A 26,878-nucleotide genomic window follows, 5' to 3' on the forward strand; every position below is an offset into this window, starting at 1 on the left:
AGCTTATGTGCATGAGCAATATGGGATAAAATATTCCCGAAGTGGCATGACAGATTGGCTCATACAGCACGGATTTGCTTATAAACGTCCTAAAAAGATTCCTGGGAAATTAGATCCTGAAAAACAACGAATTTTCATAGAACAATATAGGGCTTTAAAGGAGACCTTAAACCCTGATGAAGAGATCTATTTCATAGATGCTGTGCATCCTGAACATCAGACCCAAGCCGTATGTGGATGGATCAAAAAAGGCGTTCAAAAGACTTTGCAGACATCCGGGAAACAATTGCGATTGCATTTTGCTGCAGCTCTTTGCCTGACAGGAATGAAGATTGTTACAGAGGAATATAAGACAGTTGATGCCGATGCAATGCTCGATTTTTTCAAGAAGCTAGAAAAACAGACAGAGGCTCGAATTATTCATGTAATTTTGGATAATGCGAGATCAAACAAAAATAAGAAACTAGAAGAGTTTCTGATGTCTTCTAGGATTAAAGTGCACTATCTCCCTCCTTATTCGCCGAATTTGAATCCTATTGAACGCTTGTGGAAGATCTTAAAGGAAAAGACGGTATACAATCGATATTACGAAACGTCAGTGACTTTTTTTCAGGCAATTAGAGGATTCTTCTTAGAAGAGATACCGAAAATAACAGATATAGTTATTTAAAATATTATTGATAAAGTTGTATATTTTTCTCCAACAAAATATATGGAGGTAGAGAAATGCCTAAACCTTATTCAATGGATCTAAGAAAACGAGTGCTTCAATACCTAGAAGAAAATAACGACAAAATGAAGGCCAGCCAGCTATTTCAAGTTGGGATTGCAACTGTCTACCGATGGGTAAAGCGTAAGAAACAAAGAGGAAACGTAGAACCTCTAAAAAAGAAAAGCACTTATAAGAAAATTGATGATCAGAGATTAATCGCTTATGTAGAAAAAAACCCCGATCATTTTTTATCAGAGATTGCAAAGCATTTTGGTTTGACTTTGCAAGCAATCTTTTACGCTTTGAAAAGACTCAAGATCACAAGAAAAAAAAGATTGCGTTTTATAAGGAAAGGAATGCGGAAGCAAGAGCGGAATATCTAAAAAAGATAGAAGCAATTTCTCCTGAAAAAAGGGTCTATTTGGATCAGAGCGGAATCAGTCAATATGTGCATAGGCAATATGCGAGGAGCGCGAGGGGAAAACAAATATTTGGAGGAATTTCAGGAAAACGATTTGGTAGACAGAGTGTAATTTCGGCACTACAAGGGAAGAAATTGCTGGCACCGATGTGTTTTGAAGGAACTTGCAATACGGATCTATTTAATGTATGGCTAAAACAGGAATTGATTCCAAATTTGACTCATGGCCAAGTTTTGATTCTCGATAACGCGAGCTTTCATAAATCAAAGACAACTAGAACATTGATAGAGGAAAGTGGATACGAAATGCTCTTTCTCCCGCCTTATTCACCGGACTTAAATCCTATCGAAAAATATTGGGCCAATATGAAAACGAAAATCCGAGAACTTTTACCTACTGTAGCTAATTTATCCGAAGCCTTAGATCAAGCTGTTTTATCAATGTCGATTTAAATAACTATATTTTGAAATGTAGGATAAACGACAAGTTTCAAGTCGTTGACTTAAATCCCATTAAGCTAGCCGTTTGAATCGGCACTACTATATACTCGTTTGCATTCAAATTAAGAGTTTTAATATATAAATATTTTTATACAAAAGATAATACCTTCTTGCAAGATAGAGCAGTTTTTTCAAAAAACCCATTTATGCAATTCTTAATTTGAAATCAAACTAGTATACTCCTTATGAAAAAGGAGTCAGAATCATTTTTTATCTCTCAATTATCAAGCAAAATCTTCATGCATTGGCCCTGACTCTTTCATGGAGAAGCTTAGATTAGAATTTCGAATCAATCTCTTTTTATTAAAAAAAATTGACTATAAAAAAGTTATCTGCGAAAATTTTTATTCCATTAAGAATGTTACACATTTTGAACCGAATACAAGTATTTAACGATGTGCATTCTACTATTCAAAATGCATTAGAAAAAAGACTTTTCAAACGCTAAATTCATTGAATTTTTCTCATTGATTGAGTTATAAATCTTAGATCTATTCAACCTGAAGCGAACTTTTTAATAAGAAACCAAAAAGACATCCTCAAGGCTCTTCATCGCCATGAACGAGACAAGAGATTGTGTAATAGAATTAAAACTATCCTGCTCTTTAAGTTTATACGAATTTTTGCATAGCTTGTTTTAATCCTGTATGACGTTTTAGGACAGTTTCATTTTTTACGGCAATAGCCAATGCCTTTTTTGTACCTACAAAAATTACCCGTGCCTTAGCACGGGTAATTCCTGTATATAATAAATTGCGATAAAGCATCTTAAAATGAGATGTGTGCACAGGAATAATTACACAAGGGCATTCACTACCTTGATATTTGTGGATAGATACTGCATAAGCTAAAATTAGCTCATCAATTTCTGTAAAATCGTAATTGATGATTTTCAAATCAAAGACCACTTTGAGCGTTTGTTCAGTAAGATCCATTTCTGTAATTTTTCCTACATCTCCATTATAAACTTCTTTTTCGTAGTTATTACGGATTTGCATGACTTTATCTCCTACTTGAAAAGAGCGCCCCATGCGATGTAGAGCTGTAGGACAGGGATTGAGTTTTTGTTGTAGAACAACATTTAGATTTTCACTGCCAATAAGTCCTCTTTTCATAGGGGATAATACTTGAATATCATCAAAACGATGAAAGCGATATACCTTAGGTAATTGATTTACGATCAGGTTTACAATAGTATCAATGACCTCTTGTAGGTCTTCTTTTTCTATAAATTGAAAATCGCTACGTGGATGATAGGAAATATCAGGAAATTGTCCCTGGTTGATCCTATGTGCATTGGTGACAATTAAAGAACCTGCTGCTTGACGAAAGATCTTTTTTAATTCCACTACAGAAATCCTTTCTGAAGCAATCAGATCTTTAAGTACATTTCCTGGACCGACACTGGGTAATTGGTCGATATCTCCAATAAGAATTACCCTCGCATCATCAGGGAGGGCTTTGAGCAAGTTGTACATGAGTTGCGTATCTATCATACTTGCTTCATCAATAATCAGTAAATCACAGCAAATAGGATTTTCTTTATTGCGTTTGAACTTCCCTATTTTAAAATCCATTTCTAAAAGACTATGAATAGTGGATGCTTTTTTTCCAGTAATTTCACTCATTCTCTTAGCGGCTCTTCCTGTAGGAGCTGCTAAGACAATCTGATTTGCAATCCTCTCAGTAATTGTTAATATGGCTTTAGTAATTGTGCTTTTTCCTGTCCCTGGGCCACCTGTTATAATGAGAGCCTTGGCCTTAAGCCCACAGGCTACCGCTGCTAGTTGTTCTTCTGCTAAATCGATTAAGAGTTTTTGTTGGACCCAGGTTAAGGCCTTATCTAATTGTACTTCACGTATTCGACAAGGATGCTGTGTTAAACGCATCATCTCTCGAGCAATCCCCATTTCCATTAAAAAAAGAGGCTTTATCCATACCGTCTGTTCTTCTTTAACAACTTCCTCTGACTGGATTAGCGAAGAAATACCTTCTGTAATTAGATCTTTAGAAACCTCTAGTTTTTCTTCTACTTTAGGAGCTAAATCCTGGACGGGATAGCATGCATGTCCTTCTTGACTTAGTTCCCATAGAGTATGTTCGATCCCTGCACAAATTCGTTCTTTAGCGTCTTTTGCAATTCCTAATCCTTGCGCGATTAAATCCGCTGTTTTAAAACCAACTCCGTGAATATCTTTAGCTAAGCGAAAGGGATTAGAGCGCACTTTTTCAATACTTTGAGCACCGTACATTCTAAAAATTTTTTGTGCAAAAGAAGGGCTAACATTATGGCCCCTTAGAAAAATCATCACATCTCTAATAGCTTGTTGTTCATGCCAACAAGTTTTAATTTTTTCGACCCTTTTTTCTCCAATACCAGCTACTTCTAATAAGCGGTCGGGCCTTTGATCAATCACATCTAGCGTATTTAGTCCAAAGAGTTTGACTATGCGTTCTGCATAAATAGGTCCGATTCCTTTAATCATTCCTGATTCTAAATACTTTTGAATCCCTATTAGATCAGAAGGGGCTTGTAATTCAAAAGCCTTTACCTCAAATTGCTGTCCATGTTCAGGGTGAATACGCCAAGTACCTTTACAGCGAATGGTTTCCCCTGGTTGGACAGAGGGCATAATCCCTACAATACAAGTCAGTTCTTTTTTTTTAGGTTCTTTCAAGCGAGCTACAGTGAACCCTTTTTCTTCTTCTGCAAAAACAATTGTATCGATAAACCCGTAGATCTCTTCCATGATTACTCCTAAAAAGATTAAGTTTACATTTTTTTATCAGAAACGCAAAGCTATTATTGCTCTAAAATACAACTCTTTATAAAATGGTTCTTCTGTTCCGGGTTAGCTCAGCGGTAGAGCAGTAGACTGTTAATCTATTGGTCGCAAGTTCGAATCTTGCACCCGGAGTTTGCTGGTTGATGTGGCATTGTAGATAGGATCAAAAATGGCTAACCCAGTGTCACAAGCAGCCTTTTTTCATCCAATTCAAAAGTTTTCAAACTTATGAAGAGTTTATTTGATTATTTTTGCTATAATAGCTGCTGCTTTAATTAGCTATTTTGGAAACTATCAAAGCGGGTTTTTTAAATACTTTTCGTTCTCTTTCGGGATTGCAAATTAGAATTTAGTCTTTTCAAGTTTGAAGTGCACAGAAGAATTAAAAAAAAGAACAGGCAGGCGATAAAAGAATCTCTATTGTAATTTTTAACAATCAAACACAAAAAGAGACCTTGCCTAAAGGCTATCATCACCTAACCTATGACCAAAGATGTCAGATTTATATTTTAAAAGTTAGAGGAGATACATCTAGCTTAATAGCAACCATTCTAAAAGTTCATCATAGCACTAGCAGACAACGGAAAAGGATTTGCCTATCACCAAATGGTTAGTTTCGAGCTAGAGACAGACTTCTACTTTGCAACGCTCTACCATTCTTGGGAAAGAGGCTTAAATGAGTATACAAACGGACTAGTTAGGCAATATTTTCCTAAAACACAAAGCTTTTTAGATACTACTTCCAAGAATATGGAAAGGGCGGAAACTTATACTAAATAACAGACCTAGAAAGATTCTCAGCAAACATGCTATGCTCGGGTGCGCAATAGATGTTTTTTCAAGTATTTATATGTTCTTTTTTGTGCACTTCGAGGTTGAAAAGGCCTATCTTAAAACTCCATAAGTTTAAAGGTTACGTAGCCATTTTATCAAGAAATCAATGATAAATGCAAGAGAGTTTTTTAAAGTCTTTCGAATATAAGTTCTGTTTTTTTAATCAGGATTTTCCTTGCTCTTTAAGGTTTTAAGACCAAAAGAAGATGAACTTTAAATGAAGTTGTTCTAGATTTATATTCCAAAACAGTAAATGAGGCTCTTATGCATCAATTCTTACTTTCAAAATTCATGACTTGTCTATTATTTGTTTTTCCCTGTGGATACTCTTTTTCAGCTGAGGAAAATTTTCTTCTCATCAATGGCACATCGAATGAGAAAATATTAGAGCTAGGCCCTCATATCTATGAACGCGTTGCTCCTTGCTCTACCTTTAAGATTGCTTTAAGCTTGATGGGATATGATAAAGAGATCTTAAAAGATGAAAAGACTCCAACTTGGTTGTTTCAAGAAGGGTATGATAACTTCTTAGAATCCTGGAAAAATCCTCAAACTCCACAATCTTGGATGAAAACCTCTTGCGTCTGGTTTTCTCGTGTTTTAGCAATACAATTGGGATTGGAAAATATGCAAAAATATTTAACCTTATTAGAATACGGTAATAAAGATATATCTGGAGGGTTAACAGAAGCATGGCTGGTTTCCTCTTTAAAAATCTCGCCTAAAGAACAGGTGGATTTCATCCAAAAAGCTCTGCTTGGAAAGCTGCCTATTTCAAATGATGCCATACAAATGACAAAAAAGTTGTTATTTGTAGAGCAATTGCCCGAAGGATGGAGATTAGAGCTCTTTCAAAACTAGGAAATAAAAAAGCCCTTGTATAAAATAATGCCCTTAAAAATACGTAAGGGCATGATGAAATTTGAAAAAGCAAAAAGTTTAGACAACGAGAAATTCCGAAGATTAACCGGAGTAAAACGTAGCACATTTGATCAAATGAGCTTGATTTTGGAGATAAGTCACAAAGAGAAAAAAGCCCGAGGAGGCCGCGTCAATAAATTAAAAATAGAAGACATGTTACTGATGACCTTAGAGTATCTAAGAGAGTATAGAACCTATTTTCACATAAGCCAGAGCTATAATATCAGTGAAAGTACAGCTTATAAAAAGTCTTTTCAAGTTTGAAGTGCACAGAAGAATTAAAAAAAGAATAGGCAGGCGATGAAAGAATCTCTATTGTGATTTTTAACAATCAAACACAAGGAGAGACCTTGCCTAAAGGCTACCATCACCTAACCTATGACCAAAGATGTCAGATTTATATTTTAAAAGCTAGAGGAGATACATCTAGCTCAATAGCAAACATTCTAAAAGTTCATCATAGCACTATTAGTAGGGAACTTAAGAGAAATAAAGGGCAACGAGGATACCGTCATCAGCAAGCTCAAGAAAAAGCATTTCTTAGAAAAAATTCTCAGCCCAATAAAAAAATGACTCCTCAAATAGTTACCCGTATTGAAGAAAAAATCAAGTTGCAATGGAGCCCTATACAAATATCCGGATGGCTTAAAAGACATGGTAAAGAACATGTTAGTCATGAGACCATCTATAATCATATCTGGAAAGATAAACGACAGGGAGGACAGCTTTATAGAGAGCTCCGTCATCGAGGGAAAAAATATAACAAGCAGAGAAAGGGAGCTTCTGGAAGAGGGAACATGCCTGGTCGTATAGATATTAAGCAACGGCCTTGTATTGTAGAAAAAAAGACTCGTTTAGGAGACTGGGAACTAGATACAGTCATAGGGGCAGGACATAAAGGCGTAATTGTATCAATGGTAGAAAGAACTTCCAAGCTAACTAAGCTCGCCAAAGTTTCTCATAAAACTGCAGAGGAAGTAAGTCAAGCGTTAATTGAACAACTTAAACCTATCAAAGATTTTGTACACACATTAACAGCAGACAACGGAAAAGAATTTGCCTATCACCAAATGGTTAGTTTCGAGCTAGAGACAGACTTCTACTTTGCAACGCCCTACCATTCTTGGGAAAGAGGCTTAAATGAGCATACAAACGGACTAGTTAGGCAATATTTTCCTAAAACACAAAGCTTTTTAGATACGACTTCCAAGGATATAGAAAGGGTGGAAACTTTACTAAATAACAGACCTAGAAAGGCTCTCAACTTCGAAACTCCACTAGAAGTGTTTACGAGATTATCTACAAACATGCTATGCTCGGGTGCACAATAGATGTTTTTTCAAGTATTTATATGTTCTTTTTTGTGCACTTCAAGGTTGAAAGGGCCTTTCCAGATATGATTATAGATGGTCTCATGACTAACATGTTCTTTACCATGTCTTTTAAGCCATCCGGATATTTGTATAGGGCTCCATTGCAACTTGATTTTTTCTTCAATACGGGTAACTATTTGAGGAGTCATTTTTTTATTGGGCTGAGAATTTTTTCTAAGAAATGCTTTTTCTTGAGCTTGCTGATGACGGTATCCTCGTTGCCCTTTATTTCTCTTAAGTTCCCTACTAATAGTGCTATGATGAACTTTTAGAATGTTTGCTATTGAGCTAGATGTATCTCCTCTAGCTTTTAAAATATAAATCTGACATCTTTGGTCATAGGTTAGGTGATGGTAGCCTTTAGGCAAGGTCTCTCCTTGTGTTTGATTGTTAAAAATCACAATAGAGATTCTTTCATCGCCTGCCTATTCTTTTTTTAATTCTTCTGTGCACTTCAAACTTGAAAAGACTAAAGATAAACGACAGGGAGGACAGCTTTATAGAGAGCTCCGTCATCGAGGGAAAAAATATAACAAGCAGAGAAAGGGAGCTTCTGGAAGAGGGAACATGCCTGGTCGTATAGATATTAAGCAACGGCCTTGTATTGTAGAAAAAAAGACTCGTTTAGGAGACTGGGAACTAGATACAGTCATAGGGGCAGGACATAAAGGCGTAATTGTATCAATGGTAGAAAGAACTTCCAAGCTAACTAAGCTCGCCAAAGTTTCTCATAAAACTGCAGAGGAAGTAAGTCAAGCGTTAATTGAACAACTTAAACCTATCAAAGATTTTGTACACACATTAACAGCAGACAACGGAAAAGAATTTGCCTATCACCAAATGGTTAGTTTCGAGCTAGAGACAGACTTCTACTTTGCAACGCCCTACCATTCTTGGGAAAGAGGCTTAAATGAGCATACAAACGGACTAGTTAGGCAATATTTTCCTAAAACACAAAGCTTTTTAGATACGACTTCCAAGGATATAGAAAGGGTGGAAACTTTACTAAATAACAGACCTAGAAAGGCTCTCAACTTCGAAACTCCACTAGAAGTGTTTACGAGATTATCTACAAACATGCTATGCTCGGGTGCACAATAGATGTTTTTTCAAGTATTTATATGTTCTTTTTTGTGCACTTCAAGGTTGAAAGGGCCTTTATTAGCCTTTCTTTGCACAGGTTATACGGCTGGAAAAAAAATAGATTATTGGAATGTCCAGCGTAAAGGAGCAAACTATTTCAATCAAACCCCTTCTTTGTGTGCAATTATGACATGTCTATTAGATGGATTTTGCTAAATTGTTTACGAGAGATATCTCTTGGATAAGAGCGGGCCATAATTACTTCCAAAGGTTTTATGAAAACTATCTTTATACCTTATCGAAAAGATTTTAAACAGGCTCTTAGAAGCTCATAAATGCAGTTTTCAAAGAGCTTTTGAAACTGCAGTTCGTACAGGAACCTCTCTTATATTTAGTCAAGATGGCAAAATTGTAGAGGTAAAGTCGCCTTATCGATATGAGCTTGTTCGAATCAAAGAAAATAAAAAGAAGAAGTAGCGAATTTCTTTTTTTATACCAGCTATTTATAAGAATAGCTTCCTTCTGTGTTTTTAATTTCCTAGAGGTTTCACTAAATGCTTAAGAGATGAATTAAAGCTCTTCGTTCTGGGGTCTTGGTTTGTAGAAGATTTATTAAATAATACTTTATTTTTTCTCTAAAATTAGATTAGAGTTTAAATAAATATGTAATATTTTTTGATCACTTGCAAACACTTGAGGTATTATGGCTCAGTTAATTACAGTTGAAGAGGCAAATCTACAGCAGATAGATTATCATCAGAGGTATTGTGAAGAACTAGAAAAAGGAAATATCCTTTTTTTTCCAAAATGCCCCTTTGATTTTCCTCAAGAAGAGCTGGATTTTTTACTTTCACAAAAGCAGACAGGTGCGGCTAATCGCAAAAACATTGCCTATAAACCACAATCTAATAAGATCACAAATGTTGTTGCTTTGTCAGAAGAACAAAGGATGAAGATGTTAGACATCATGCAGAGCTACTCTCGAAAAACAATGGATTTATTAGCTCATCTTTTAGCTCCTTATGCAGATAAATGGAAATTGGATTATGCGAGTTTTCGACCTTTTCAGGAAAAAGGTAGGCAATTAAGAACAAGAGCACGTAACGATCTTTTGCACGTGGATTCTTTTCCTTCTCGCCCGGTACATGGAGATCGCATTTTACGTTTTTTTACCAATATTAATCCCTTGGAAAAACGACATTGGATTACTTCCGATCCTTTTGAAACTTTAGCAGAGCTTTTTGGCGGAACCAATAAGTTGCCTTTTCCTCAAGGAGTTCATGAAACCTTTTCAGGACGCTTAATCCGAGCTTTAAAAAAAAGTGCTCATAAACTAGGTCTGCCGATTACCCTGCGTTCTCCTTATGATTCTTTTATGTTGAATTTACATAATTTTTTAAAAGAGAACGAGGAATTTCAAGAAATTTGTTCGAAAGATTATTGGGAATTTCCTCCGCATTCTTGTTGGGCTGTATTTACCGATCAGGTTTCACATGCAGCAATATCAGGACAATATGCATTAGAACAAACTGTGATTATTCCAAGATTATCCCTTATTATACCAGAGGCTGCCCCTGTTTCTATTTTGGAGAAAATCACAAAAAGCTCCATGGTAGATTCTTTATTTTTAGCTCATTGATCTAACTTTTCTGTCAAAAGATCTAAAAAAAGCGCTATTTCTTTTTTTATATCGTTTGAAGGACCCTTGTAATGGTTGCAAAAAATAGCAAATGCATATTGTTTTTTGGCTCCAAGAGTTAGGTATCCGGCCAAATTGTAGATATTACCCATGCTTCCTGATTTTGCTCGTAAATGAGCATAAGGAATTTTTGGGAAAAACCGGGGTGTTCCTGTTTGGTTTAGCTCGGGTAGAGAGGTGTATATAGAAAGATATACATCAGAGCTTTTAATATGAGATAAAAGTGTAACCATTCCTTTAGGAGTTAATAGGTTGGTTCGAGAAAGTCCTGCTCCATCATGGACTTGAGAGGGGATATGTAAATTTTTTAAAAAAGACTCTATGTATTTTGTCCCTTGTTTGCTATTGCCTTGACCAATTGCTTTTAAAAGATGTTCTGCATAAAGATTAATGCTAAATTGATTCATTGGTTGTAGTAGTTCCTTTAAAGAAACAGACTTATAGCGAGTAATCACTGTTTGTTGTGGGATGCTTGTATTTTTTTCTCTAATAAGCTTAATGCCTTTTGTTGGTTTTAGTTGTTTGCTCAAGAGTAAACCACAAAGTAGAGCGGGATCGGGTATTGCAGCTTTTATAGTAAAGCTAGTTTGATCTATGGGAATGGTTCCTCGATAAAATTGGATAGGAGAATACTCAGATCCAAAAACGTACACTTGGTCACCAGAGCCAGCTGGACCTGTAGTTACTTCATTATAGAAAGTTAAATTAGGAATAGGGGGATCTATTTTGATGACGGTCGTAGGATCGTTTTCTTTTTTACCTGGCTGAAAGGTGATGTAATAGGTGTTTTGATTTAAAGTAAATCCTGAGGCGCCAGCTCCATAGTAATTGCCTAAGTCTTCAAAACTCCAAGATCTAGAAGCTAATGCTGTTTCAAAACAGCTTGTATCGATAAAAAGAGTTCCATTGATCTTAGTAATAAGAGATTGAAGATCTGCTTCCCATTGTAATAGACTTGTTAAGGAAACAGTCGGATCTCCTCCTCCTCGAATCCATAAGTTTCCTTGTAAAGTTTTTTCCTGATCGATATGACCTTCATACTCTAAACTAGTTGTAAATCGATAGTCTTCTCCTAAAAGGGCGATTGCTACTGCACTAGTTGGAATTTTCATCAAAGAGGCAGGTATGAAAAATTGCTCAGCGTTTCTTTGATAAATGGGTTCTCGTGTGTTAAGGTTTAATACATAGATTCCAATATGCGCTCTTTGAAATTGCTTCTGACAGAAGCAATCGGAGAGCTCTTTTGCAGAAAGGTTTGCTAAAAAAATTAGGAGGAAAACAAAGTACTTATACATAGATTTTAAACATTCAAGTTCTTTTAAGAACACGATCAACTTTTAATCTTTTTGCTGCTATTGTTTTTTATATGTTGCTCATGAAAACTCTTAAAAAAGGAGATACATGGATATAAAAAATTTTATTGAGTGTTTTACTTTATTTATTGTTTTTCCAGCTATTGTTTGTTCTGGTACATATCTCACTTTGAAGCTACGTTTTATCCAAGTCTTTCAATTAAAAAAAAGCTTTCTTTGTGTTACTAAAAAAAATACAGGCCAAGAAGGCAACATTAGTCATTTTGGTGCTATATCCTCTGTTTTAGCAGGGAATTTTGGCACAGGAAACATATCAGGCATGGCTGTAGCCATAGCTACGGGAGGTCCAGGCGCTTTAGTATGGATGTGGGTAATGGCCTTTTTTGGAGCAGCCATTCAATATGTAAGCTGTGTTTTGAGCATTTCTTTTCGTCAAAAAACCGCAAAAAATGAGTATGTAGGTGGTCCTATGTACTATTTAAGAGATGGCTTAGGTTATAAAATGCTAGCTATCTTGTTTGCTGTTTTTACTCTTTTTGGCTCTATTACAGTAGGAAATTTTGCACAAATTAATTCTGTTGTTCTTCCTTTAGAAAAAATGGGGTTCAATCCTTTATATTGTAGCATGATCCTTGCAGTAGTAGTGGGCATAGTGATTTTAGGGGGCATTCAAAGAATTGCAAGCTTTGCTTCTTATATAGTTCCTTTTAAAGCGCTCATTTATTTAAGCACCGCTTTTGTCATTATCGTTTTGCAATACGATAAAGTCCTGCCTTCTTTTAGATTGATGTTTCAACATGCTTTTGGTTTTTCTTCTTTTGTAGGAGGGGCTTTAGGAATAGGAGTGCTTAAAGCAGTGATTACAGGATTTGATCGGGGGCTTTTTGCCACTGATGCAGGAACGGGAATAGTGCCTATTTTACAAGCAAGCGCTCATGCTAAAAATCCTATTACTAATGGAATTACCACTTTAATTACCCCTTTAATTGTTATGATTGTTTGCACAACTACAGGACTTGTATTGATCATAACAGGAGCGTGGCAGATTCCCGATCTATCTAGCACTAATATGGTTACCTATGCTTTTTCCCAAGGATTAAATTCTGCGATAGGAGGGTATATAGTTATTATAGCGCTTATCTTGTTTGCCTATACCACGATTTTAGCCTGGTCTTACTGTGGAGAAAAAGCTTTAGGTTTCTTAATAGGTAATGAAAAAGCGTATTATTTTAGATTTTTTTATTTGCTTTTAGTTCCTATAGGAAGTGTGATGAAAGTAGATATGATTTGGAGTTTAGCAGATATAGCTATTGCTCTAATGTTAATAACTAATTTAATCGGAGTTATGAAGCTATCAAAAAAAGTGATTGCTTCTAGTCATCAATTCGAATTATCCAATTGATCTTACATCTTTTCATAAGCTGCCTTAATGGACACAATAGCGGGACTGAAGGTTGTGATTAGGGCATCTGCATCAGAGAATAAATGAGCCCCGATAGGGTCTTTTACAGAAAGTAAAATAAGAGGTTTCTTTGTCTTTAAAAGAGATTGAATCAACGTAATTTGCTGAGGATTTTTCCATACACCGTAACAAAAACATGCACAAGAAGAAGTATTTTGGGCTAATTCTTGAGCCTTTTTATATTTATCCTGACAAGGATTGAGGTTAAAAAAGAAATAATCACTCTCTATTTGAGAAAAGCGAGTTTGTTCAATATCTGTTCTAAGAATTTTAGGGGCAAGTAAAACAATTGCTTTTTTCAAAGAAATAGGTGTATTTTTTGTTTTTTAGGATTTAGATTTCAAGAAGGCAATTTATGCCTTTTTTGAAAACATTCCTAAATATCGGGAAGAACTGCAGCCTCTTTTATCTAGGAAATTTTACTTAGTTAAATCTTAATTTAAAGATAAACGAGTATATCTGTGAAGCAGAGACAAGACCATTGCACCAATTGTAATAAAGAATTCCTCCCACATATAGCTTTACTACATAAATGGTTTCTGTATGATTTTTTGAGGTTTTTTGTTATCATGTATCCTTTGTTAATTGCTCTCAGGAGGAAAAAAGATGTTATGGAAATTTGCTTTAAGCTCAATTGCTTTTTTAATGATGCCTATTTGGGCTATGGCTTCTCTTATGGTAGGAATCTCAAAAGAAGAGATCACACCTCCCATTAATAGCCCTTCAGCTGGATATGCAAGGAATACGAATATGATAGGAGTGCATGATCCTCTATGGGCAATGGCACTCTTTATTGATAATGGAGAAAAACAGATTGTTTTGTGTAGTGTGGATCACTTGGGATTTAACTATGAAATGGTTCAAAGGGTTATAGAAGAGGTTCATTTAGAAAAAAGCTTATCTAATTGTGAGATATATATAGCCTCTTCTCACACTCATTCCGGTGGAGGGGGGTATTTAGACATTCCTGAATTAGGGGAATATTTAGCAGGATCTTACGATCCTAACTTGAGTGAATTATATGTAAGGCAAACCGCTAAAGCCATTATTGAAGCAAGTAAGAGTCTAAACCCAGCCAAAATAGGAATTGGATATGGCAAAGCAGAAGATATAAGCCAATATCGAGGTACTTGGCCAGTAGGAGCTACACCTTTATCCGATGTGACCGTGATTAAAGTAACCAAAATGGACGATAGTCCATTAGCTGTGCTTTTTAACTATTCTGTCCACCCTACAGTTCTTACTGGTGAAAATCTGCTTTTTTCTGCAGACTTTGTAGGATATGCAAGGGATTATATCTCGGAAGAAAATGGGCAAACGATCTATTTTAATGGAGCACAGGGAGATATTATTCCTTATATTAACAGTCAAGAAGAACAATGCTCAGTGATAAGTAAGACTTTATCTCAAATAGTGCAAAATATTTTTACTTCTCTTAAAGAAAATGGACAAGCCACTATTGATGAAGCACAGGAATATATTCATTGCGATGCTTTAGGTAAATCTTTAGCAGAAACGGTACAGAAGATCTTACATTCGATCAGTACTAAAGAATCGTTGCACATTAAGACAGATAAACATGTGTACTCTTTTAAACCACAACCAACGCCTTTTGGGCTAACTTTACCTATTGAGGAGTATCAAAGTGAAATTAACTTACTTGTTTTTGATCATGTTCACGCCTTTGTGACTATTCCAGGAGAGCTTAGCTGTTTCTATGATCAAAGACTCAAAAAACTAGGAGAAACACTTGGTTATCAACAGGTATCTATTTTTGGACTGGTAAATGATGCACATGGTTATATGATTCCTCCTAAGGCATTCAATACTTCCTCTACAGAAGCTCATTTTTCTTTTGGAGGGGAACATTATGCAGAATTGGTGGAACAAAAAGTATCAGCTTTATTAGAAGCAAATAAAGCCTTGTAGATTTATCTTTTCTGAGTTGATTAAGAAAAATTTTAATTAGCTCAGTCTGTAATCATTTATCTTATTTTATTTGTTCTAATATTTTGTGATTTGTAATAATCAAACTATATATAATATTAAAATAAGAGTGTTTATTAATGATTATTAGTTTATCAGAATATTATTATACTAATAGATTTATTCCTGCTTCTACAGATCCCACAATATTAAAGGTAGTTAAGGTAAGTGCTCTTATTTTCTTAGGGCTCTTTGCCTTCTTTCTAGATTGCACACATAAGTTATTGGCTTACAGAAATATTACACAGGAAAAAGATCCATTAAATCTTTCTAACCTAAAAGAAACGCCGCATAGCGCAGAAAAAATTCAAAGTACACCACCAATTGTAGAGCAAATTTCCATAGAAACGCACGTGGATAAATATGCGATGAACTTGGCAGTACAAAGAAAGACGTTAGAAAAGTATATATTATTGAATAACTTTCAAGTAACTCCTGAGGAGTTCTTTAAAAATTTAAAACTGTTTATGGCAGAAAAGCCTATAAATTTTAAGCTTGTACCGGTTTTTAAAGAAGGCCTTTTCTCTATATATAAGCACTTGATTAAAGTTATAGAGAGCTTGTTAAAACAACACTCTAGTAATGAGCTATCCAACGATTATGAAAAATATACTTATGCTATAAGAGATCTTCTTCAGACAGAGGAGTATAAAAAAAATAAATTCTCTAACTCTATCTGCCTTCTTATTCAAGAGCTTTGTTTTGCTAAATTTATGGATACGGTTCTTACTGATCTTCAAGAAAAGACTCTTGAAAATAGGATCAAATTTGATCCATCGCGAAATATGACCCTTACTAATATAAGCAAATGGATAGAGGAAGATAATAGAATTCTAAGAAAGCTACCTAAAGGGGTAAGACAATCATTTTCATTAAATTGCGAAAAGGCCTGTAATGCGGCAGGCATCAACTCTGATCAACTTTCTAGTGCAAACATACCTGAGTTAAGGTCGGTTCATAAGGTTAAATGGGGCATTATTGAATCATATGACGTTTACTATATTCGTTATCCAACGCCAACCATTGAAACAACAAAATCGTTTTGTGCTCGGATTACAAGAAATAATGCTACTGTTATAGCTCCCGAATTTCTAGGATTTTTAGATAGTATACAGAGAAAAAAAATACGCTTTCTATATGTAAATCACCAGTATATGGATAAGAAAGGCAATGGTTTTTTACTATCCGCAGATAATAATCGCGCAGAGGCTATCCAAAGACTTGAAGAGACATATACCGAAGTCTTCTATTTTCTTTCCCTTCCCTTTGATGGTCCTACTATTGAAGAAATAGATAAAAAAAACCTTGCAAAATGGAAAGAAAATTTAGTAGATAATGTAATAGGAGAAAAAGAAGGATTTAGGATTCCTAAAAAATTCAGAGAATTTGCTACGAGCAAAAGAGAAGAGATAGAGCATTTACTTAACAAATTGCTCAGTCTCTATTTTTCTGGGAAATCAGAGTTTAATAAGATAGAAAGACGGGTTTTATTGGTCATTTTTTATTCTTATTTGAAGGAGTATTTTAAATCGGAATATCAAATTCGTATAATGGCATCGGTTTGTAAGGATAACAAAGACCGAGGAAATGTTAGTGCCTGTATTGATGAGGTCTTATTTAATCTTAGGTTAGGAAAAGAAAAGGATCAACAAACTTTAAAAGATCTGCATTTACGCATTCTTAGTCCTTTTATCTTTAGAAATGAGGGGATTGTAGAGCACAGGTTGCAGTTTTTAACAGATCTTCTCAATCACATCGCTAAGTTAGACGATGATCAAAAAGAAAAGATTCGCGCCTTTAAGGTAAATGAGCAATACCAAATTGTCGATCAATGGATATCTAGATCTAATGACGGTATTATTGTTTAACTTATCAATTCGTCTTTTAGTACTACTTTTGTATTAAAAATCTTCTTGAAAGGATTCAGAATTCTCTTTATACCTTTTTCTGGATTTTTGATTACATCCTTGATCATGTTTTGTAGATTTTGCTCTTGTAGAACATGTTTGATCATCTCTTTTATGACAAGAGAGGTGATTTGGTTAGCAGGAATGCCTTCTTCACTGCTGACGTCGTTTAACTCAATTCGATCAATGCGGCGAAGGCGTTTGACAGAGTTTCCTTCAGAGATATAAACTAGATCTACATCAATATTGGTTAAAATCAATTTACGGATTAAAACGGTACGGAAAGTGCTTGTAGAGGAAGTGTTAATTTGATCTATAATCTTGGACCAATTTCCATCCGTGCTTAAAGGGGCTTTAAATTCTAAACCTAGATAGACATTATCGATTTTGATTTGATCGATAATAACGTGTCTTTTTAAATAATTGGTGAAAGGGGCTATAGAAAATAATCGATCGCAGGAAAAAGCTTTTGGTAAAACAGACCCTGATGAGTTACCGATAGTAATTTTATCTATATCGATCCTATTCCAATTGAGATGGATATCATCTATCTGTACAGGGACATGTATTTTTTTGGATAAGTTATTAGAAACAATATCGGGTAGTCTAGATTTAGCGATAAATGCAAAAATAATTAAAGCTATAAGAATAACAACGACGAGCTTTACCAATCCAAAGCAAAATGATTTCACGAGAACCTCTTTTTTTTATCTTAATTTTCAAAATAAATAAAAAAAATATTTGATGCAAGAAAACAAAAAAAGGCGCTTAAAGATTTAAGCGCCTTTTTGCAATTTACAGATTAATAATCTGCGCCTGGCATGCCGGCAGGACTTGGCATCTTCTCTTCTGGTTCTTGCGCAATGATCACTTCCATTGTCAAAAGCATTGCAGCAGTAGATGCTGCTGTTTGAATAGCGAAAATAGATACGTTTGCAGGATCGATAATCCCTTTTTCTAACATATCGCAATAGCTATCATTTAAAGCGTCCCATCCTTCATACGTGCTCATTTTTGCTACGTTTTGAACGATAACAGAACCTTCACAGCCTGCATTCTCAGCAATTTGACGTAAAGGCGAGCTTAGCGCTTTTATCACAATATTTACCCCTGCTTTTTCATCAGGATCGGTTAAACTATTGCATAGTTGTTCTAGTTCTGGGATACAGCGAATGAAAGAAACTCCACCACCTGGCAAAATACCACCTTCTACAGCAGCCTGAGTTGCATGAACTGCGTCATCTACGCGATCTTTTTTCTCTTTCATTTCCACTTCAGTAGCCGCTCCTACACGGATAATGGCTACGCCGCTTGCAAGTTTAGCAAGACGCTCTTCTAGCTTTTCGCGATCGTAGTCAGACTCAGAATCTTTGATTTGAGAACGCAGCAAGGCTTTTTGTTCTTCAATTTTTGCTTTATCTCCAGCACCTTCTACTAGAGTGAAGCTATCTTTACCAATAACCGCTTTTTTAGCGCGGCCTAGCATGTCAAGCGTTACTTTCTCTAATTTAAGACCAAGCTCTTCTTTGATCAATTGGCCACCGGTTAGAATAGCGATATCTTCTAGAATCGCTTTGCGTCTATCTCCAAAACCAGGAGCTTTTACAGCACAGATCTTAAGACCTGTAGTCAAACGATTGTATACAAGCGTTGTTAAAGCTTCGCCTTCTACATCTTCTGCGATGATCAAGAAAGGACGGCCTGTTTCAGCAACCGATTGCAAAATAGGAACAAATTCTTTAACGGAAGAAACTTTTTTCTCATAAAGTAGAATATAAAGATCTTCAAAAATGCATTCCTGTGTTTCTCGATTTGTTACAAAATAAGGGGATACATAACCGCGATCCAGGCTCATTCCTTCTACAACATCAAGAATTGTTTCTAGTCCTTTGCCTTCTTCAACCGTTATGGTTCCATCTTTGCCCACTCTTTCCATGGCCTTAGCAATTGTTTGTCCAATATCTGCATCTCCGTTAGCAGAAATTGTTGCTACTTGCTCAATCTCGAGTTTGTCTTTAATAGGCTTGCTCAGCTTCTTAAGTTTTGCAATAGTTGCATCGGTAGCTTTATCAATTCCTCGTTTAATTGCTGTAGAATTAGCTCCAGATGTAGTGTGACGCAAGCCTTCGCTGTACATAGCTTCGACTAGAACAGTAGCAGTAGTGGTTCCATCTCCTGCTTTATCAGCTGTTTTACTAGCTGCTGCTTTAATCATTTGAGCGCCCATGTTCTCGTGCTTATCTTCTAGCTCGATTTCTTTAGCAACTGTTACACCGTCTTTTGTTACAACAGGTGCACCATAAGATTTTTCGATAGCAACATTTCGTCCTTTAGGACCTAGAGTTACTTTAACTGCAGAAGCGAGTGTACGCACCCCTTTTAAAATCTTCTGACTAGCTTCTTCTTTAAATTTCATGTTTTTGGCCATATTAGATAACTCCTTTTTGGCTTAATTGATAAGTGCAATAATTTCGTTTGCTCGTAAAATAACGAATTCTTCATCTTTAATCGTTAATTCTTGACCAGCGTATTTATCGATTAAAACCTTGTCTCCCTCTTTAACTAGAATGGGAATTGGTTTTCCCTCAGGTGTAGTAGCACCTGCCCCAACAGCAATAACCGTAGCAAATTGCCCTTTTTTCTTGGCTGTATCCGGGAGCACAATACCGCCTTTTAGTACCTCTTGTTCTTCTGTATGCTGAACAAGAACGCGATCTCCTAAAGGTTTAAATTTTTTTTTAGTTGCAGTTGTCATTTTCATCTCCTTTTAAGTAAAGAGTTTGAAGGAAATCATAAAAAGAGAGAAGATCTCTCTTTGTAAATTTGTAAAAAAACTTCAAGCTTCATTGTAGAAAAATAAGGGAATTTTGACAACGTAAATTAGCACTTTTGATGTTATAGTGCTAAAAATCATCAATTAAAAAATTTAATACCAAACACTCTTATAGAGATAGAGTTGACTAATCAAAGAGGTTTTGCGTATGATAGCATCTTCATTAAAGTTCTTAAAAGGTACTATTCATGACAACAGAAGAGGTTTATACCCCGTCTTTTAATTCAAGAGAGCAAATGCAGAAAAATGATTGCTGGGATGTAGAGCAGCTATATAGCTCCTGGGAAGTTTGGGAAGAGCAAATGCAGCTTTTTGCAAGAGAAAAACAAACCCTTCATTGGCCAGAAATTGCAATTTTTGAATCTAGCTGGCAAAAAAATCCAGAGCAATTAAAGAGTCTCATTGAGACGTGTATGGAGCTTGAAAGACAGCTATCCAAGCTTTATACCTATGCGCATTTAAGACATGACGAAGACGTAGCAGAAGAAGTTGCAAAAATAGCTATGTCGCGCATTAGTACGATTTTATATGCCTTCCGTCAAGAAACAGCATGGGTTGAACCAGCTTTATTGCGAGCACCGGAAAAAGCATTAGATGCTTTTATTACAGATCCTGTTCTAGCTTCTTATCGTTTATACTTAGAAAGGATTGTCCGCCTTAAAAGTCATACTTTATCTCAAGAGCAAGAGGAACTAATGGCTCTTGTAGGCAAATCCTTAGAAACCTCTAGCCAAGCATTTGGCGCTTTTAATAATGCAGATTTGAAATTTCCAGATATATGTGATAGTAAAGAGAATAAGCACGCCTTAACTCATGGTAAGTATTTAACCCTTTTGAAAGAAAAAGATCGTACATTAAGGGAAAATGCATTTAAAACATTACATCGTGGTTTTTTGTCTTATGAAAATACGCTTAGCGAATTACTGCAGGGTCAAATACAAAAGCATGTCTTTGAAAGAAAAGCGCGTAAATATTCTTCTTGTTTAGAGGCGGCTCTTTATGTAAATGAGATCGATCCTCAAGTCTATTTTTCTTTGATTCAGTCGGTGCATGAGCATTTACCTTCTCTACATCGTTATATTTCTTTGCGTAAAAAATATTTAAAAGTTTCAAGTTTGCATGCCTATGATCTGTTTGTACCACTGGTAAAAGATGTAGAAATGGATGTTGATTACGATACAGCGGTAGAGTGGATTGTGGCTTCTTTAGCTCCCTTAGGAGTAGATTATCAAGAAACTGTCAAAAGGGGATTAACACATGAGCATTGGGTAGATCGTTATGAAACCCCGCGCAAACGCTCAGGTGCCTATTCAAGCGGGTGTTATGATAGTATGCCCTATATTTTGATGAATTACCAGGGAACATTTAATGATATGATGACCTTAACTCATGAAGTAGGTCATAGTATGCATTCCTATTTCAGCCGTTTAAACCAACCTTATCAGTATTCTCAGTATGGCATTTTTGTAGCAGAAGTAGCTTCTACCTTCCATGAGGAGCTGCTCTTTCGCTATTTGTTTAATCAAGCACAGACAAAAGAGCAAAAGGCATTCTTAATCAACCAAAAGTTAGATGCCATCCGATCTACCTTAATTCGGCAAACCATGTTTGCAGAATTTGAATTATACATGCATGAAAAGGTGGATTCCTCTCAAGTTTTAACACCGGCTGTCTTAAAAAATCAATATAGAAAGCTAAATGAAGAATATTTTGGTAAAGATTTTAGTTTAGATGCAGAATTAGATGTTGAATGTTTACGCATTCCTCATTTCTATTATAATTTTTACGTATACCAGTATGCAACAGGAATTAGTGCTGCTCATGCTTTAGCAGAAAAAGTTTGTAGTGAAGAAACTTTTGCTCAGGAAAAGTATTTACGGTTTTTATCTGCCGGTTCTAGCAAGAATCCTTTAGATCTTCTAAAAGAAGCAGGTGTAGATATGCGCTCTACAGAATCCGTTAAGATTGTCATGCGTTCTTTTGATCAATTGGTAACTCAATTGGAAAAATTTCTTGAAGCGCCTTAAAGCAAATTTGGCTAGATAGGATAGTTCAATATAAAGTATAATTTTTTATGGCAGCGTTATATTAGGGTGAAATAAATAAAAAGCTGCTTTATCATAAAAAATTATATTAGAGTTTTGTTGAAAAACAAGGCTTGCTTTTAATGAGTGTTTTTAATTCTAAAATGAAAAAAAAATACAAAGGCTTTTTTATTGTAGCTAATGAAAAAGGCCTACATACACGTCCTTCAACGGAATTACTTAGATGTGCTACAAGCTTTAAAGCAGAGGTTACATTAAAATACCAACAAGAGATTGTGAATGCTAAATCTCTTCTGGGTATTTTGATCTTAGCTGCTGATAAAGGAGCTAAGATCGATGTAGAGGCTATTGGAGAAGATGCAGACGAAGCTGTAAAGGCAATACTTACACTAGCCCGTAATAAATTTAACATTAATTATTAGAGCCTGTTTAAAATCTTTTCAAAAGTAGAGCAATAAAAGCAAGAACCACCATATTCAGGCTTGTATGTAGTTTTCTTTCGCAAGAAAAATTTGCAAAGAGTGTGCAGGAGATATTAGGATGTATAGTAGAAATAGCTAAAAGAAATACACTTCATACTTTTACAGTTATTCCCAAAAGATGGGTTGTAGAGCGTTCTTTTGCGTGGATAGAAAAATGTCGCAGGCTATGGAAAAATTGTGAAAGAAAACTACATACAAGCCTGAATATGGTGGTTCTTGCTTTTATTGCTCTACTTTTGAAAAGATTTTAAACAGGCTCTAAAACACAAAGCTTTTTAGATACTACTTCCAAGGATATGGAAAGGGTGGAAACTTATACTAAATAACAGATCTAGAAAGGCTCTCAACTTCGAAACTCCACTAGAAGTGTTTAGGAGATTATCTACAAACATGCTATGCTCGGGTGCACAATAGATGTTTTTTCAAGTATTTATATGTTCTTTTTTGTGCACTTCGAGGTTGAAAGGGCCCTTTGTGTGCAATTATGGCATGTGTAGTTATGCATCTGAAGTAGCGGGAAGGAGTCCAGGCATGATCATGGTGTTGCTCCCGATTCCTTTTTCTCTTGCTTTTCAATTAAGCGGGGTCTTAAGCAAGATGGTAGCTATAGAAAATCGTGATTTTTCGTTACAGGTCTATGGTGCTGGGTTTGGATTAATTGCTCTTCTTGTATTTAAAGGAGAGTTTGATATTGAGCTTATTCCTCAACAGGGATAGCTTTTTCGAGAACTTCTTTTCTGCAAAAGACGGGAATATTGTTTAAAAGAGAAAGAGTGATGCAATCGCTAGGCCTAGCATCAATTTCTAAGATTGTTGTTTTTTCACCGATTTTTTGTTCCAAATATAAACGTGCAAAGTAGATGGTATCTTCTACATCATGGATAACAATTTGCGCTGTCCGAATATCAAAACCCGAAAAAATGGCATGAATGAGATCATGGGTAAAAGGGCGTGGTTTTTTTTTCTCTGTTAGGTGCATTTGAATGTTATTTCCCACTTGGGGGTCTGTATAGATAGCAAAACGCTTTTCTTCCGTGCCCAGGATAATCACGGTATAAGAGCGTGATTGCATAATTTTATTGAAAGTAATGGGAATTAACTCAGAATCCATACTTTTCCTCTTTTAATTTGACTATTTATTGTTTAATTACAATTTGTCCATCGAAAAATCCAATAATTACTCGTTTAGCTAAATTAAAAAAGAAACCGGTATCTATAACTCCTGGAATTTGGATCAATTTTTGATGTTCTTGTTCTGGAAAAGCAATGAATGTAGGGAAATAGATGTCGAAAAGATAATTTTGATTATCTGTAATATACAAAGATTGATCAGCATTTGTACGTAGAAGACCTTTATAGCCCGCTTGTTCAATATGGTGTATGGTAGCTCTTGCAGCAAAGGGGAGAATTTCAACAGGCAGCTTGATTTTTCCTAACTCTTTTACTATTTTGCTCTCATCTATAATTACAAGCATTTCTCGACTCATACTTGCCATAATTTTTTCTCTTACATGAGCGCCACCAGCTCCTTTAATCATACGCTTTTGAGAATCGATTTGATCTGCTCCATCTACGGTTAAATCAAGAGAACATAGTTTATCGATATCTAAAAGATGGAGACCGCCTTGTTTAGCTTGTGTAAAAGATTGTTGAGAGCTAGCAACAATTTCTATTTTTAATCCTTGATGAAAGCGTTGGATCAATCTTTCAATAAAATAAAAAGCAGTAGAACCGGTTCCTAGCCCAACTAACATATTATTTTCAATTAGTTCAGCAGCTTTGTAACCAACCTTTTTTTTTATTTCTTCTCTAGACATAAACTAATCATGTATTTAATCATCATTGCTAATGATTACCTTACAAGATTTGTTACAATACCTCAATCAGCTTTTGCAGCCTGAGTTGTTTTCAGATGTGTGCCCAAATGGTTTGCAGATAGAGGGTAAAAAGACTATTTCCCGTGTTGCATTTGCTGTATCAGCTAGCCTAGCAACCATTAAACAAGCGATAGCCTTAAAAGCAGATGCTCTTATTGTGCACCATGGGATTTTTTGGGATAAAACCTCTTGTATTCTTTTAGGTTCTAAAAAACAAAAATTTCAGCTTTTGCTGGAAAATGAAATCTCTCTATTAGCTTATCATTTACCACTAGATGCGCATCAAACAGTTGGCAATAACTGGAAAGCAGCTCGTGATTTAAATTTAACAGACTTAAAAGCATTTGGATCACTATGTGGAAATAAGATTGGAGTAAAGGCTCAAATTAAGCCCACTCTAGTAGAGAGTTTTCAAACAAAATTAGAAGCGTACTATGAACATGTAGCGCATACGTCATTAGGGGGTAAGAAGCAAATATCTTCTGTTGCCATTGTGTCAGGAGGGGCGCATTGGATGATAGAACAAGCTATTCAAGAAGAGGTAGATTGTTTTATCACAGGTAGTTTTGATGAACCAATCTGGGACTTAGCTTATGAGAATGGGATTCATTTCTTTGCTTTAGGTCATTTTTCTACAGAAAAAGTGGGTGTAAAATGTTTAAAACAAATCACAACTAAACATTTTGCTATTCCTGCCCATTTTATCAATCTTTTTAATCCATTTTAGATTTTGTTAAATAAAAAATTGATTATATATATATATTACTTTATCATGCGAACATTGGCTTGATTTTAAGGAAATAGATAGGAGCTTTGGATGAAATTTGGAAATGAAAAAAAAATTGCGGAAGAGAGTTTAAAAACAAAAAAAGTAAGAGAAAAATTAAAAAAACATCTAGAATCTTTCGATCAAAAAGTCACAGCTCCTGCTCTTAAAAAGAAGTTAATTGAAATCCATAGATGGATTGAAAGGTACGCTTCTCAAAGAGTTGTATTAAAAGAAAAAAGCATATCTTTGTTCGATGAAAACCGCAATGCTGCAGAATTTAGTCAGCGAGTTGGTATTCTAGTAGAAAAGTTAAAACAAGACATGCAAGTGATCTACAACAAAGATCGTTCTTAAATAACATTCAAAAGTTGATGGAAAATCCCTTCTAATTTAAGATGGAGCCTTTGTTTTCATTAAAAGATCCCATGATTATAGAGCATTTGCAAAAACGCGGTTTGTTGGAAGCTACTACTAGTGATGAACTGACAAATCTTCTTCAAAAACCTACCAAAGTATATTTAGGATTTGATCCAACAGCAGATAGTTTGCATATTGGTCATTTAGTTGGTATTATCGTTTTGCACTGGTTTCAAAAATTTGGCCATACTCCTGTTGTTGTTTTAGGAGGGGCTACTGCACGAATTGGAGATCCTTCGGGTAAAAGTATAGAGCGTCCCTTACTCGATACTCAAACAATTATCACTAATGTGCATTCTATCACCAAACATTTTGAGCAAGTGCTTGATTTTTCAGACCCTTCTACGCGTCCTCTTATTCTCAATAATGATCAATGGTTCAAAGAATATGGATTTATTGATTTTTTACGAGATATAGGAAAGTATTTTCGATTGAGTACTATGCTAGCTAAAGATAGTGTAAAAACCCGTCTTTCTTCTGAAGAGGGAATAAGTTTTACAGAGTTTAGCTATCAATTATTGCAAGCTTATGATTTTTATCGTTTGTATACCGATCATAACGTACAGGTGCAGTTAGGTGGTAGCGATCAATGGGGCAATATTACAGCTGGAATCGATTTTGTACGCAAAAGAATAAGTGCGCAGGTGTTTGGATATACTTTTCCTTTACTTACTCGCATGGATGGCAGAAAATTTGGTAAAACAGAAGAAGGAGCGATTTGGCTTTCTAAAGATAAGTGTTCTGCTTATCAATTTTATCAGTATTTTTATCGAACCCAAGATGCAGAAGTTATTCGTTTAATGCGCATGCTTACCTTTATGGACTTAGAAGAAATTGCAGAATACGAGAGATCTATAAAGAGTTCAGAATATGTTCCCAATACGGCACAAAAGCGTTTAGCAGAAGAGGTGACTCAGCTGATTCATGGAAGCACAGGACTGCAAATCGCTCAAAAAGTTACCCAGTGCTTAGCTCCTGGTGGTAAAGCAATTTTAGAATTTGATGTGTTAAAAGAGATTTCAGCTAATGATATGCCCGTTGAATATGTACAACAGTCCGAGTTAATTGGTCAAAAATATATAGATATTTCTGTGAAAATAGGCCTTGTTTCTAGTAAAAGCGAAGCAGCAAGGCTTATTCATAATAGTGGCGCGTATCTCAATAATCAAAAAATTCATGATATCAATTTTTTAATTGAACCAGAAATGGCAATTGCAGGTCGGTTTTTAGTTTTCAGTTCTGGTAAAAGAAAAAAAATATTAGTTTCTATTAAAAAATAGTTTGAAGACAAACTACATTTTTCACTCTCTTTGTTAAGAGATGTCGATTTTTTTTTATAAAAAACAACTTGATTGAAAATCAAGACGATACAACAATGAGCCTAGTGAATGTAAATAGATAAATACCGCTCTTTTCTTTTGAAAGAGAAAAGAGAGGTATTTTGAAAATGCTTATAT

General features: G+C 35.4%; 27 protein-coding genes, 1 tRNA gene and 2 pseudogenes. 21 read left to right on the forward strand and 9 right to left on the reverse strand.

Annotation, left to right across the window (positions count from 1 at the left end; translation table 11 throughout):
• The first annotated feature begins 7 nt into the window (after window positions 1–7).
• Genes RHABOEDO_RS04070 through RHABOEDO_RS04080 form a run of 3 tightly spaced genes read left to right on the forward strand, consistent with a single transcriptional unit; the run spans window position 8 to window position 1,586 of the window.
• Complete coding sequence (locus tag RHABOEDO_RS04070; RefSeq protein WP_220017803.1) at window positions 8–670, forward strand: IS630 family transposase; 663 nt, start codon at window positions 8–10, stop codon at window positions 668–670.
• Window positions 671–726: 56 nt separating this feature from the next.
• Complete coding sequence (locus tag RHABOEDO_RS04075; RefSeq protein ID WP_215216866.1) at window positions 727–1,095, forward strand: IS630 transposase-related protein; 369 nt, start codon at window positions 727–729, stop codon at window positions 1,093–1,095.
• A gap of 5 nt (window positions 1,096–1,100) precedes the next feature.
• Window positions 1,101–1,586 (forward strand): IS630 family transposase, encoded by a 486-nt coding sequence (locus tag RHABOEDO_RS04080; protein ID WP_245397582.1) that lies wholly within the window; start codon window positions 1,101–1,103, stop codon window positions 1,584–1,586.
• A gap of 659 nt (window positions 1,587–2,245) precedes the next feature.
• Here the strand turns inward: RHABOEDO_RS04080 and recD2 are convergent.
• Window positions 2,246–4,384 (reverse strand): SF1B family DNA helicase RecD2, encoded by a 2,139-nt coding sequence (gene recD2, locus RHABOEDO_RS04085; RefSeq protein ID WP_215217589.1) that lies wholly within the window; start codon window positions 4,382–4,384, stop codon window positions 2,246–2,248.
• 96 nt (window positions 4,385–4,480) lie between these two features.
• Here recD2 and RHABOEDO_RS04090 point away from each other — a divergent pair.
• The 6 genes and pseudogenes from RHABOEDO_RS04090 (at window position 4,481) to RHABOEDO_RS04115 (ending at window position 7,506) form a co-directional block, all read left to right on the forward strand.
• Window positions 4,481–4,552 (forward strand) — tRNA-Asn (locus RHABOEDO_RS04090).
• A 323-nt stretch (window positions 4,553–4,875) separates the two neighbouring features.
• Complete coding sequence (locus RHABOEDO_RS04095) at window positions 4,876–5,034, forward strand: helix-turn-helix domain-containing protein (RefSeq protein ID WP_215217588.1); 159 nt, start codon at window positions 4,876–4,878, stop codon at window positions 5,032–5,034.
• Window positions 5,027–5,200: a hypothetical protein gene (locus tag RHABOEDO_RS04100; protein ID WP_215217587.1), complete on the forward strand. Its 174-nt coding sequence runs from the start codon at window positions 5,027–5,029 to the stop codon at window positions 5,198–5,200. Before RHABOEDO_RS04095 ends, RHABOEDO_RS04100 begins: the two co-directional genes overlap by 8 nt.
• A gap of 318 nt (window positions 5,201–5,518) precedes the next feature.
• Entirely contained in the window at window positions 5,519–6,115 is a 597-nt protein-coding gene (locus RHABOEDO_RS04105) for a penicillin-binding transpeptidase domain-containing protein (RefSeq protein WP_215217586.1), read from the forward strand.
• Window positions 6,116–6,169: 54 nt separating this feature from the next.
• Window positions 6,170–6,421 (forward strand): annotated as a pseudogene (locus RHABOEDO_RS04110) (helix-turn-helix domain-containing protein); the annotation flags it as partial.
• Window positions 6,422–6,492: 71 nt separating this feature from the next.
• Window positions 6,493–7,506, forward strand: coding sequence for an IS30 family transposase (locus tag RHABOEDO_RS04115; RefSeq protein WP_215216525.1), 1,014 nt, complete (start codon window positions 6,493–6,495; stop codon window positions 7,504–7,506).
• Between the two features lie 8 nt (window positions 7,507–7,514).
• On the opposite strand, the gene RHABOEDO_RS04120 is transcribed toward RHABOEDO_RS04115, so the two are convergent.
• Window positions 7,515–7,949, reverse strand: coding sequence for a helix-turn-helix domain-containing protein (locus RHABOEDO_RS04120; protein WP_220017805.1), 435 nt, complete (start codon window positions 7,947–7,949; stop codon window positions 7,515–7,517).
• Here RHABOEDO_RS04120 and RHABOEDO_RS04125 point away from each other — a divergent pair.
• Window positions 7,936–8,649 carry an IS30 family transposase gene (locus RHABOEDO_RS04125; RefSeq protein ID WP_220017806.1) on the forward strand — a complete coding sequence of 238 codons (714 nt, stop codon included), beginning with the start codon at window positions 7,936–7,938 and terminating at the stop codon, window positions 8,647–8,649. The genes RHABOEDO_RS04120 and RHABOEDO_RS04125 overlap by 14 nt on opposite strands.
• A gap of 685 nt (window positions 8,650–9,334) precedes the next feature.
• Complete coding sequence (locus RHABOEDO_RS04130) at window positions 9,335–10,270, forward strand: Kdo hydroxylase family protein (RefSeq protein WP_215216664.1); 936 nt, start codon at window positions 9,335–9,337, stop codon at window positions 10,268–10,270.
• Here RHABOEDO_RS04130 and dacB read toward each other — a convergent pair.
• On the reverse strand, window positions 10,264–11,625 hold the full coding sequence (gene dacB / locus RHABOEDO_RS04135) for a D-alanyl-D-alanine carboxypeptidase/D-alanyl-D-alanine endopeptidase (protein ID WP_215216663.1): 1,362 nt from the start codon (window positions 11,623–11,625) through the stop codon (window positions 10,264–10,266). The two genes, RHABOEDO_RS04130 and dacB, sit on opposite strands and share 7 nt — an antisense overlap.
• Before the next feature lie 106 nt (window positions 11,626–11,731).
• On the opposite strand from dacB, the gene RHABOEDO_RS04140 reads away from it, so the two are divergent.
• Entirely contained in the window at window positions 11,732–13,045 is a 1,314-nt protein-coding gene (locus tag RHABOEDO_RS04140) for an alanine/glycine:cation symporter family protein (protein WP_215216662.1), read from the forward strand.
• 2 nt (window positions 13,046–13,047) lie between these two features.
• Here the strand turns inward: RHABOEDO_RS04140 and RHABOEDO_RS04145 are convergent, their stop codons facing one another.
• A complete protein-coding gene (locus RHABOEDO_RS04145) occupies window positions 13,048–13,407 on the reverse strand; it encodes a hypothetical protein (RefSeq protein WP_215216661.1) in 360 nt (119 codons plus the stop codon).
• A gap of 304 nt (window positions 13,408–13,711) precedes the next feature.
• Here RHABOEDO_RS04145 and RHABOEDO_RS04150 point away from each other — a divergent pair, with 304 nt between their 5' ends.
• Together RHABOEDO_RS04150 and RHABOEDO_RS04155 are read left to right on the forward strand one after the other, a co-directional pair.
• Window positions 13,712–15,034 (forward strand): neutral/alkaline non-lysosomal ceramidase N-terminal domain-containing protein, encoded by a 1,323-nt coding sequence (locus RHABOEDO_RS04150; RefSeq protein WP_215216660.1) that lies wholly within the window; start codon window positions 13,712–13,714, stop codon window positions 15,032–15,034.
• Window positions 15,035–15,171: 137 nt separating this feature from the next.
• A complete protein-coding gene (locus RHABOEDO_RS04155; RefSeq protein ID WP_215216659.1) occupies window positions 15,172–16,959 on the forward strand; it encodes a hypothetical protein in 1,788 nt (595 codons plus the stop codon).
• Here RHABOEDO_RS04155 and RHABOEDO_RS04160 read toward each other — a convergent pair.
• From RHABOEDO_RS04160 to RHABOEDO_RS04170, 3 genes are all read right to left on the reverse strand, one after another.
• Entirely contained in the window at window positions 16,956–17,690 is a 735-nt protein-coding gene (locus tag RHABOEDO_RS04160) for an AsmA family protein (RefSeq protein WP_215216658.1), read from the reverse strand. The two genes, RHABOEDO_RS04155 and RHABOEDO_RS04160, sit on opposite strands and share 4 nt — an antisense overlap.
• A gap of 110 nt (window positions 17,691–17,800) precedes the next feature.
• On the reverse strand, window positions 17,801–19,426 hold the full coding sequence (gene groL / locus RHABOEDO_RS04165; protein ID WP_215216657.1) for a chaperonin GroEL: 1,626 nt from the start codon (window positions 19,424–19,426) through the stop codon (window positions 17,801–17,803).
• A gap of 21 nt (window positions 19,427–19,447) precedes the next feature.
• Window positions 19,448–19,753 (reverse strand): co-chaperone GroES, encoded by a 306-nt coding sequence (locus RHABOEDO_RS04170; RefSeq protein WP_215216656.1) that lies wholly within the window; start codon window positions 19,751–19,753, stop codon window positions 19,448–19,450.
• Between the two features lie 266 nt (window positions 19,754–20,019).
• Here RHABOEDO_RS04170 and pepF point away from each other — a divergent pair, with 266 nt between their 5' ends.
• From pepF to RHABOEDO_RS04190, 4 genes and pseudogenes are all read left to right on the forward strand, one after another.
• Entirely contained in the window at window positions 20,020–21,858 is a 1,839-nt protein-coding gene (gene pepF, locus RHABOEDO_RS04175; protein WP_245397561.1) for an oligoendopeptidase F, read from the forward strand.
• A gap of 161 nt (window positions 21,859–22,019) precedes the next feature.
• Complete coding sequence (locus tag RHABOEDO_RS04180; RefSeq protein ID WP_215216668.1) at window positions 22,020–22,298, forward strand: HPr family phosphocarrier protein; 279 nt, start codon at window positions 22,020–22,022, stop codon at window positions 22,296–22,298.
• Between the two features lie 83 nt (window positions 22,299–22,381).
• A pseudogene (locus RHABOEDO_RS04185) lies at window positions 22,382–22,609 on the forward strand (transposase); the annotation flags it as partial.
• Between the two features lie 280 nt (window positions 22,610–22,889).
• Window positions 22,890–23,075 carry a hypothetical protein gene (locus RHABOEDO_RS04190; protein WP_215216655.1) on the forward strand — a complete coding sequence of 62 codons (186 nt, stop codon included), beginning with the start codon at window positions 22,890–22,892 and terminating at the stop codon, window positions 23,073–23,075.
• On the opposite strand, the gene RHABOEDO_RS04195 is transcribed toward RHABOEDO_RS04190, so the two are convergent.
• Window positions 23,056–23,469, reverse strand: a complete 414-nt coding sequence (locus RHABOEDO_RS04195) for a bifunctional nuclease family protein (RefSeq protein WP_215216654.1) — start codon at window positions 23,467–23,469, stop codon at window positions 23,056–23,058. The two genes, RHABOEDO_RS04190 and RHABOEDO_RS04195, sit on opposite strands and share 20 nt — an antisense overlap.
• Before the next feature lie 25 nt (window positions 23,470–23,494).
• On the reverse strand, window positions 23,495–24,175 hold the full coding sequence (rpiA, locus tag RHABOEDO_RS04200; RefSeq protein ID WP_215216653.1) for a ribose 5-phosphate isomerase A: 681 nt from the start codon (window positions 24,173–24,175) through the stop codon (window positions 23,495–23,497).
• A 34-nt stretch (window positions 24,176–24,209) separates the two neighbouring features.
• On the opposite strand from rpiA, the gene RHABOEDO_RS04205 reads away from it, so the two are divergent.
• From RHABOEDO_RS04205 to tyrS, 3 genes are all read left to right on the forward strand, one after another.
• Window positions 24,210–24,962, forward strand: coding sequence for a Nif3-like dinuclear metal center hexameric protein (locus RHABOEDO_RS04205; protein WP_350339707.1), 753 nt, complete (start codon window positions 24,210–24,212; stop codon window positions 24,960–24,962).
• A 90-nt stretch (window positions 24,963–25,052) separates the two neighbouring features.
• Window positions 25,053–25,358, forward strand: a complete 306-nt coding sequence (locus RHABOEDO_RS04210; protein WP_215216651.1) for a hypothetical protein — start codon at window positions 25,053–25,055, stop codon at window positions 25,356–25,358.
• 71 nt (window positions 25,359–25,429) lie between these two features.
• On the forward strand, window positions 25,430–26,701 hold the full coding sequence (gene tyrS / locus RHABOEDO_RS04215; RefSeq protein WP_215216667.1) for a tyrosine--tRNA ligase: 1,272 nt from the start codon (window positions 25,430–25,432) through the stop codon (window positions 26,699–26,701).
• Window positions 26,702–26,878 lie beyond the last annotated feature (177 nt).

This window comes from Candidatus Rhabdochlamydia oedothoracis (assembly GCF_019453995.1).
In the GTDB taxonomy this organism is placed as follows: domain Bacteria; phylum Chlamydiota; class Chlamydiia; order Chlamydiales; family Rhabdochlamydiaceae; genus Rhabdochlamydia; species Rhabdochlamydia oedothoracis.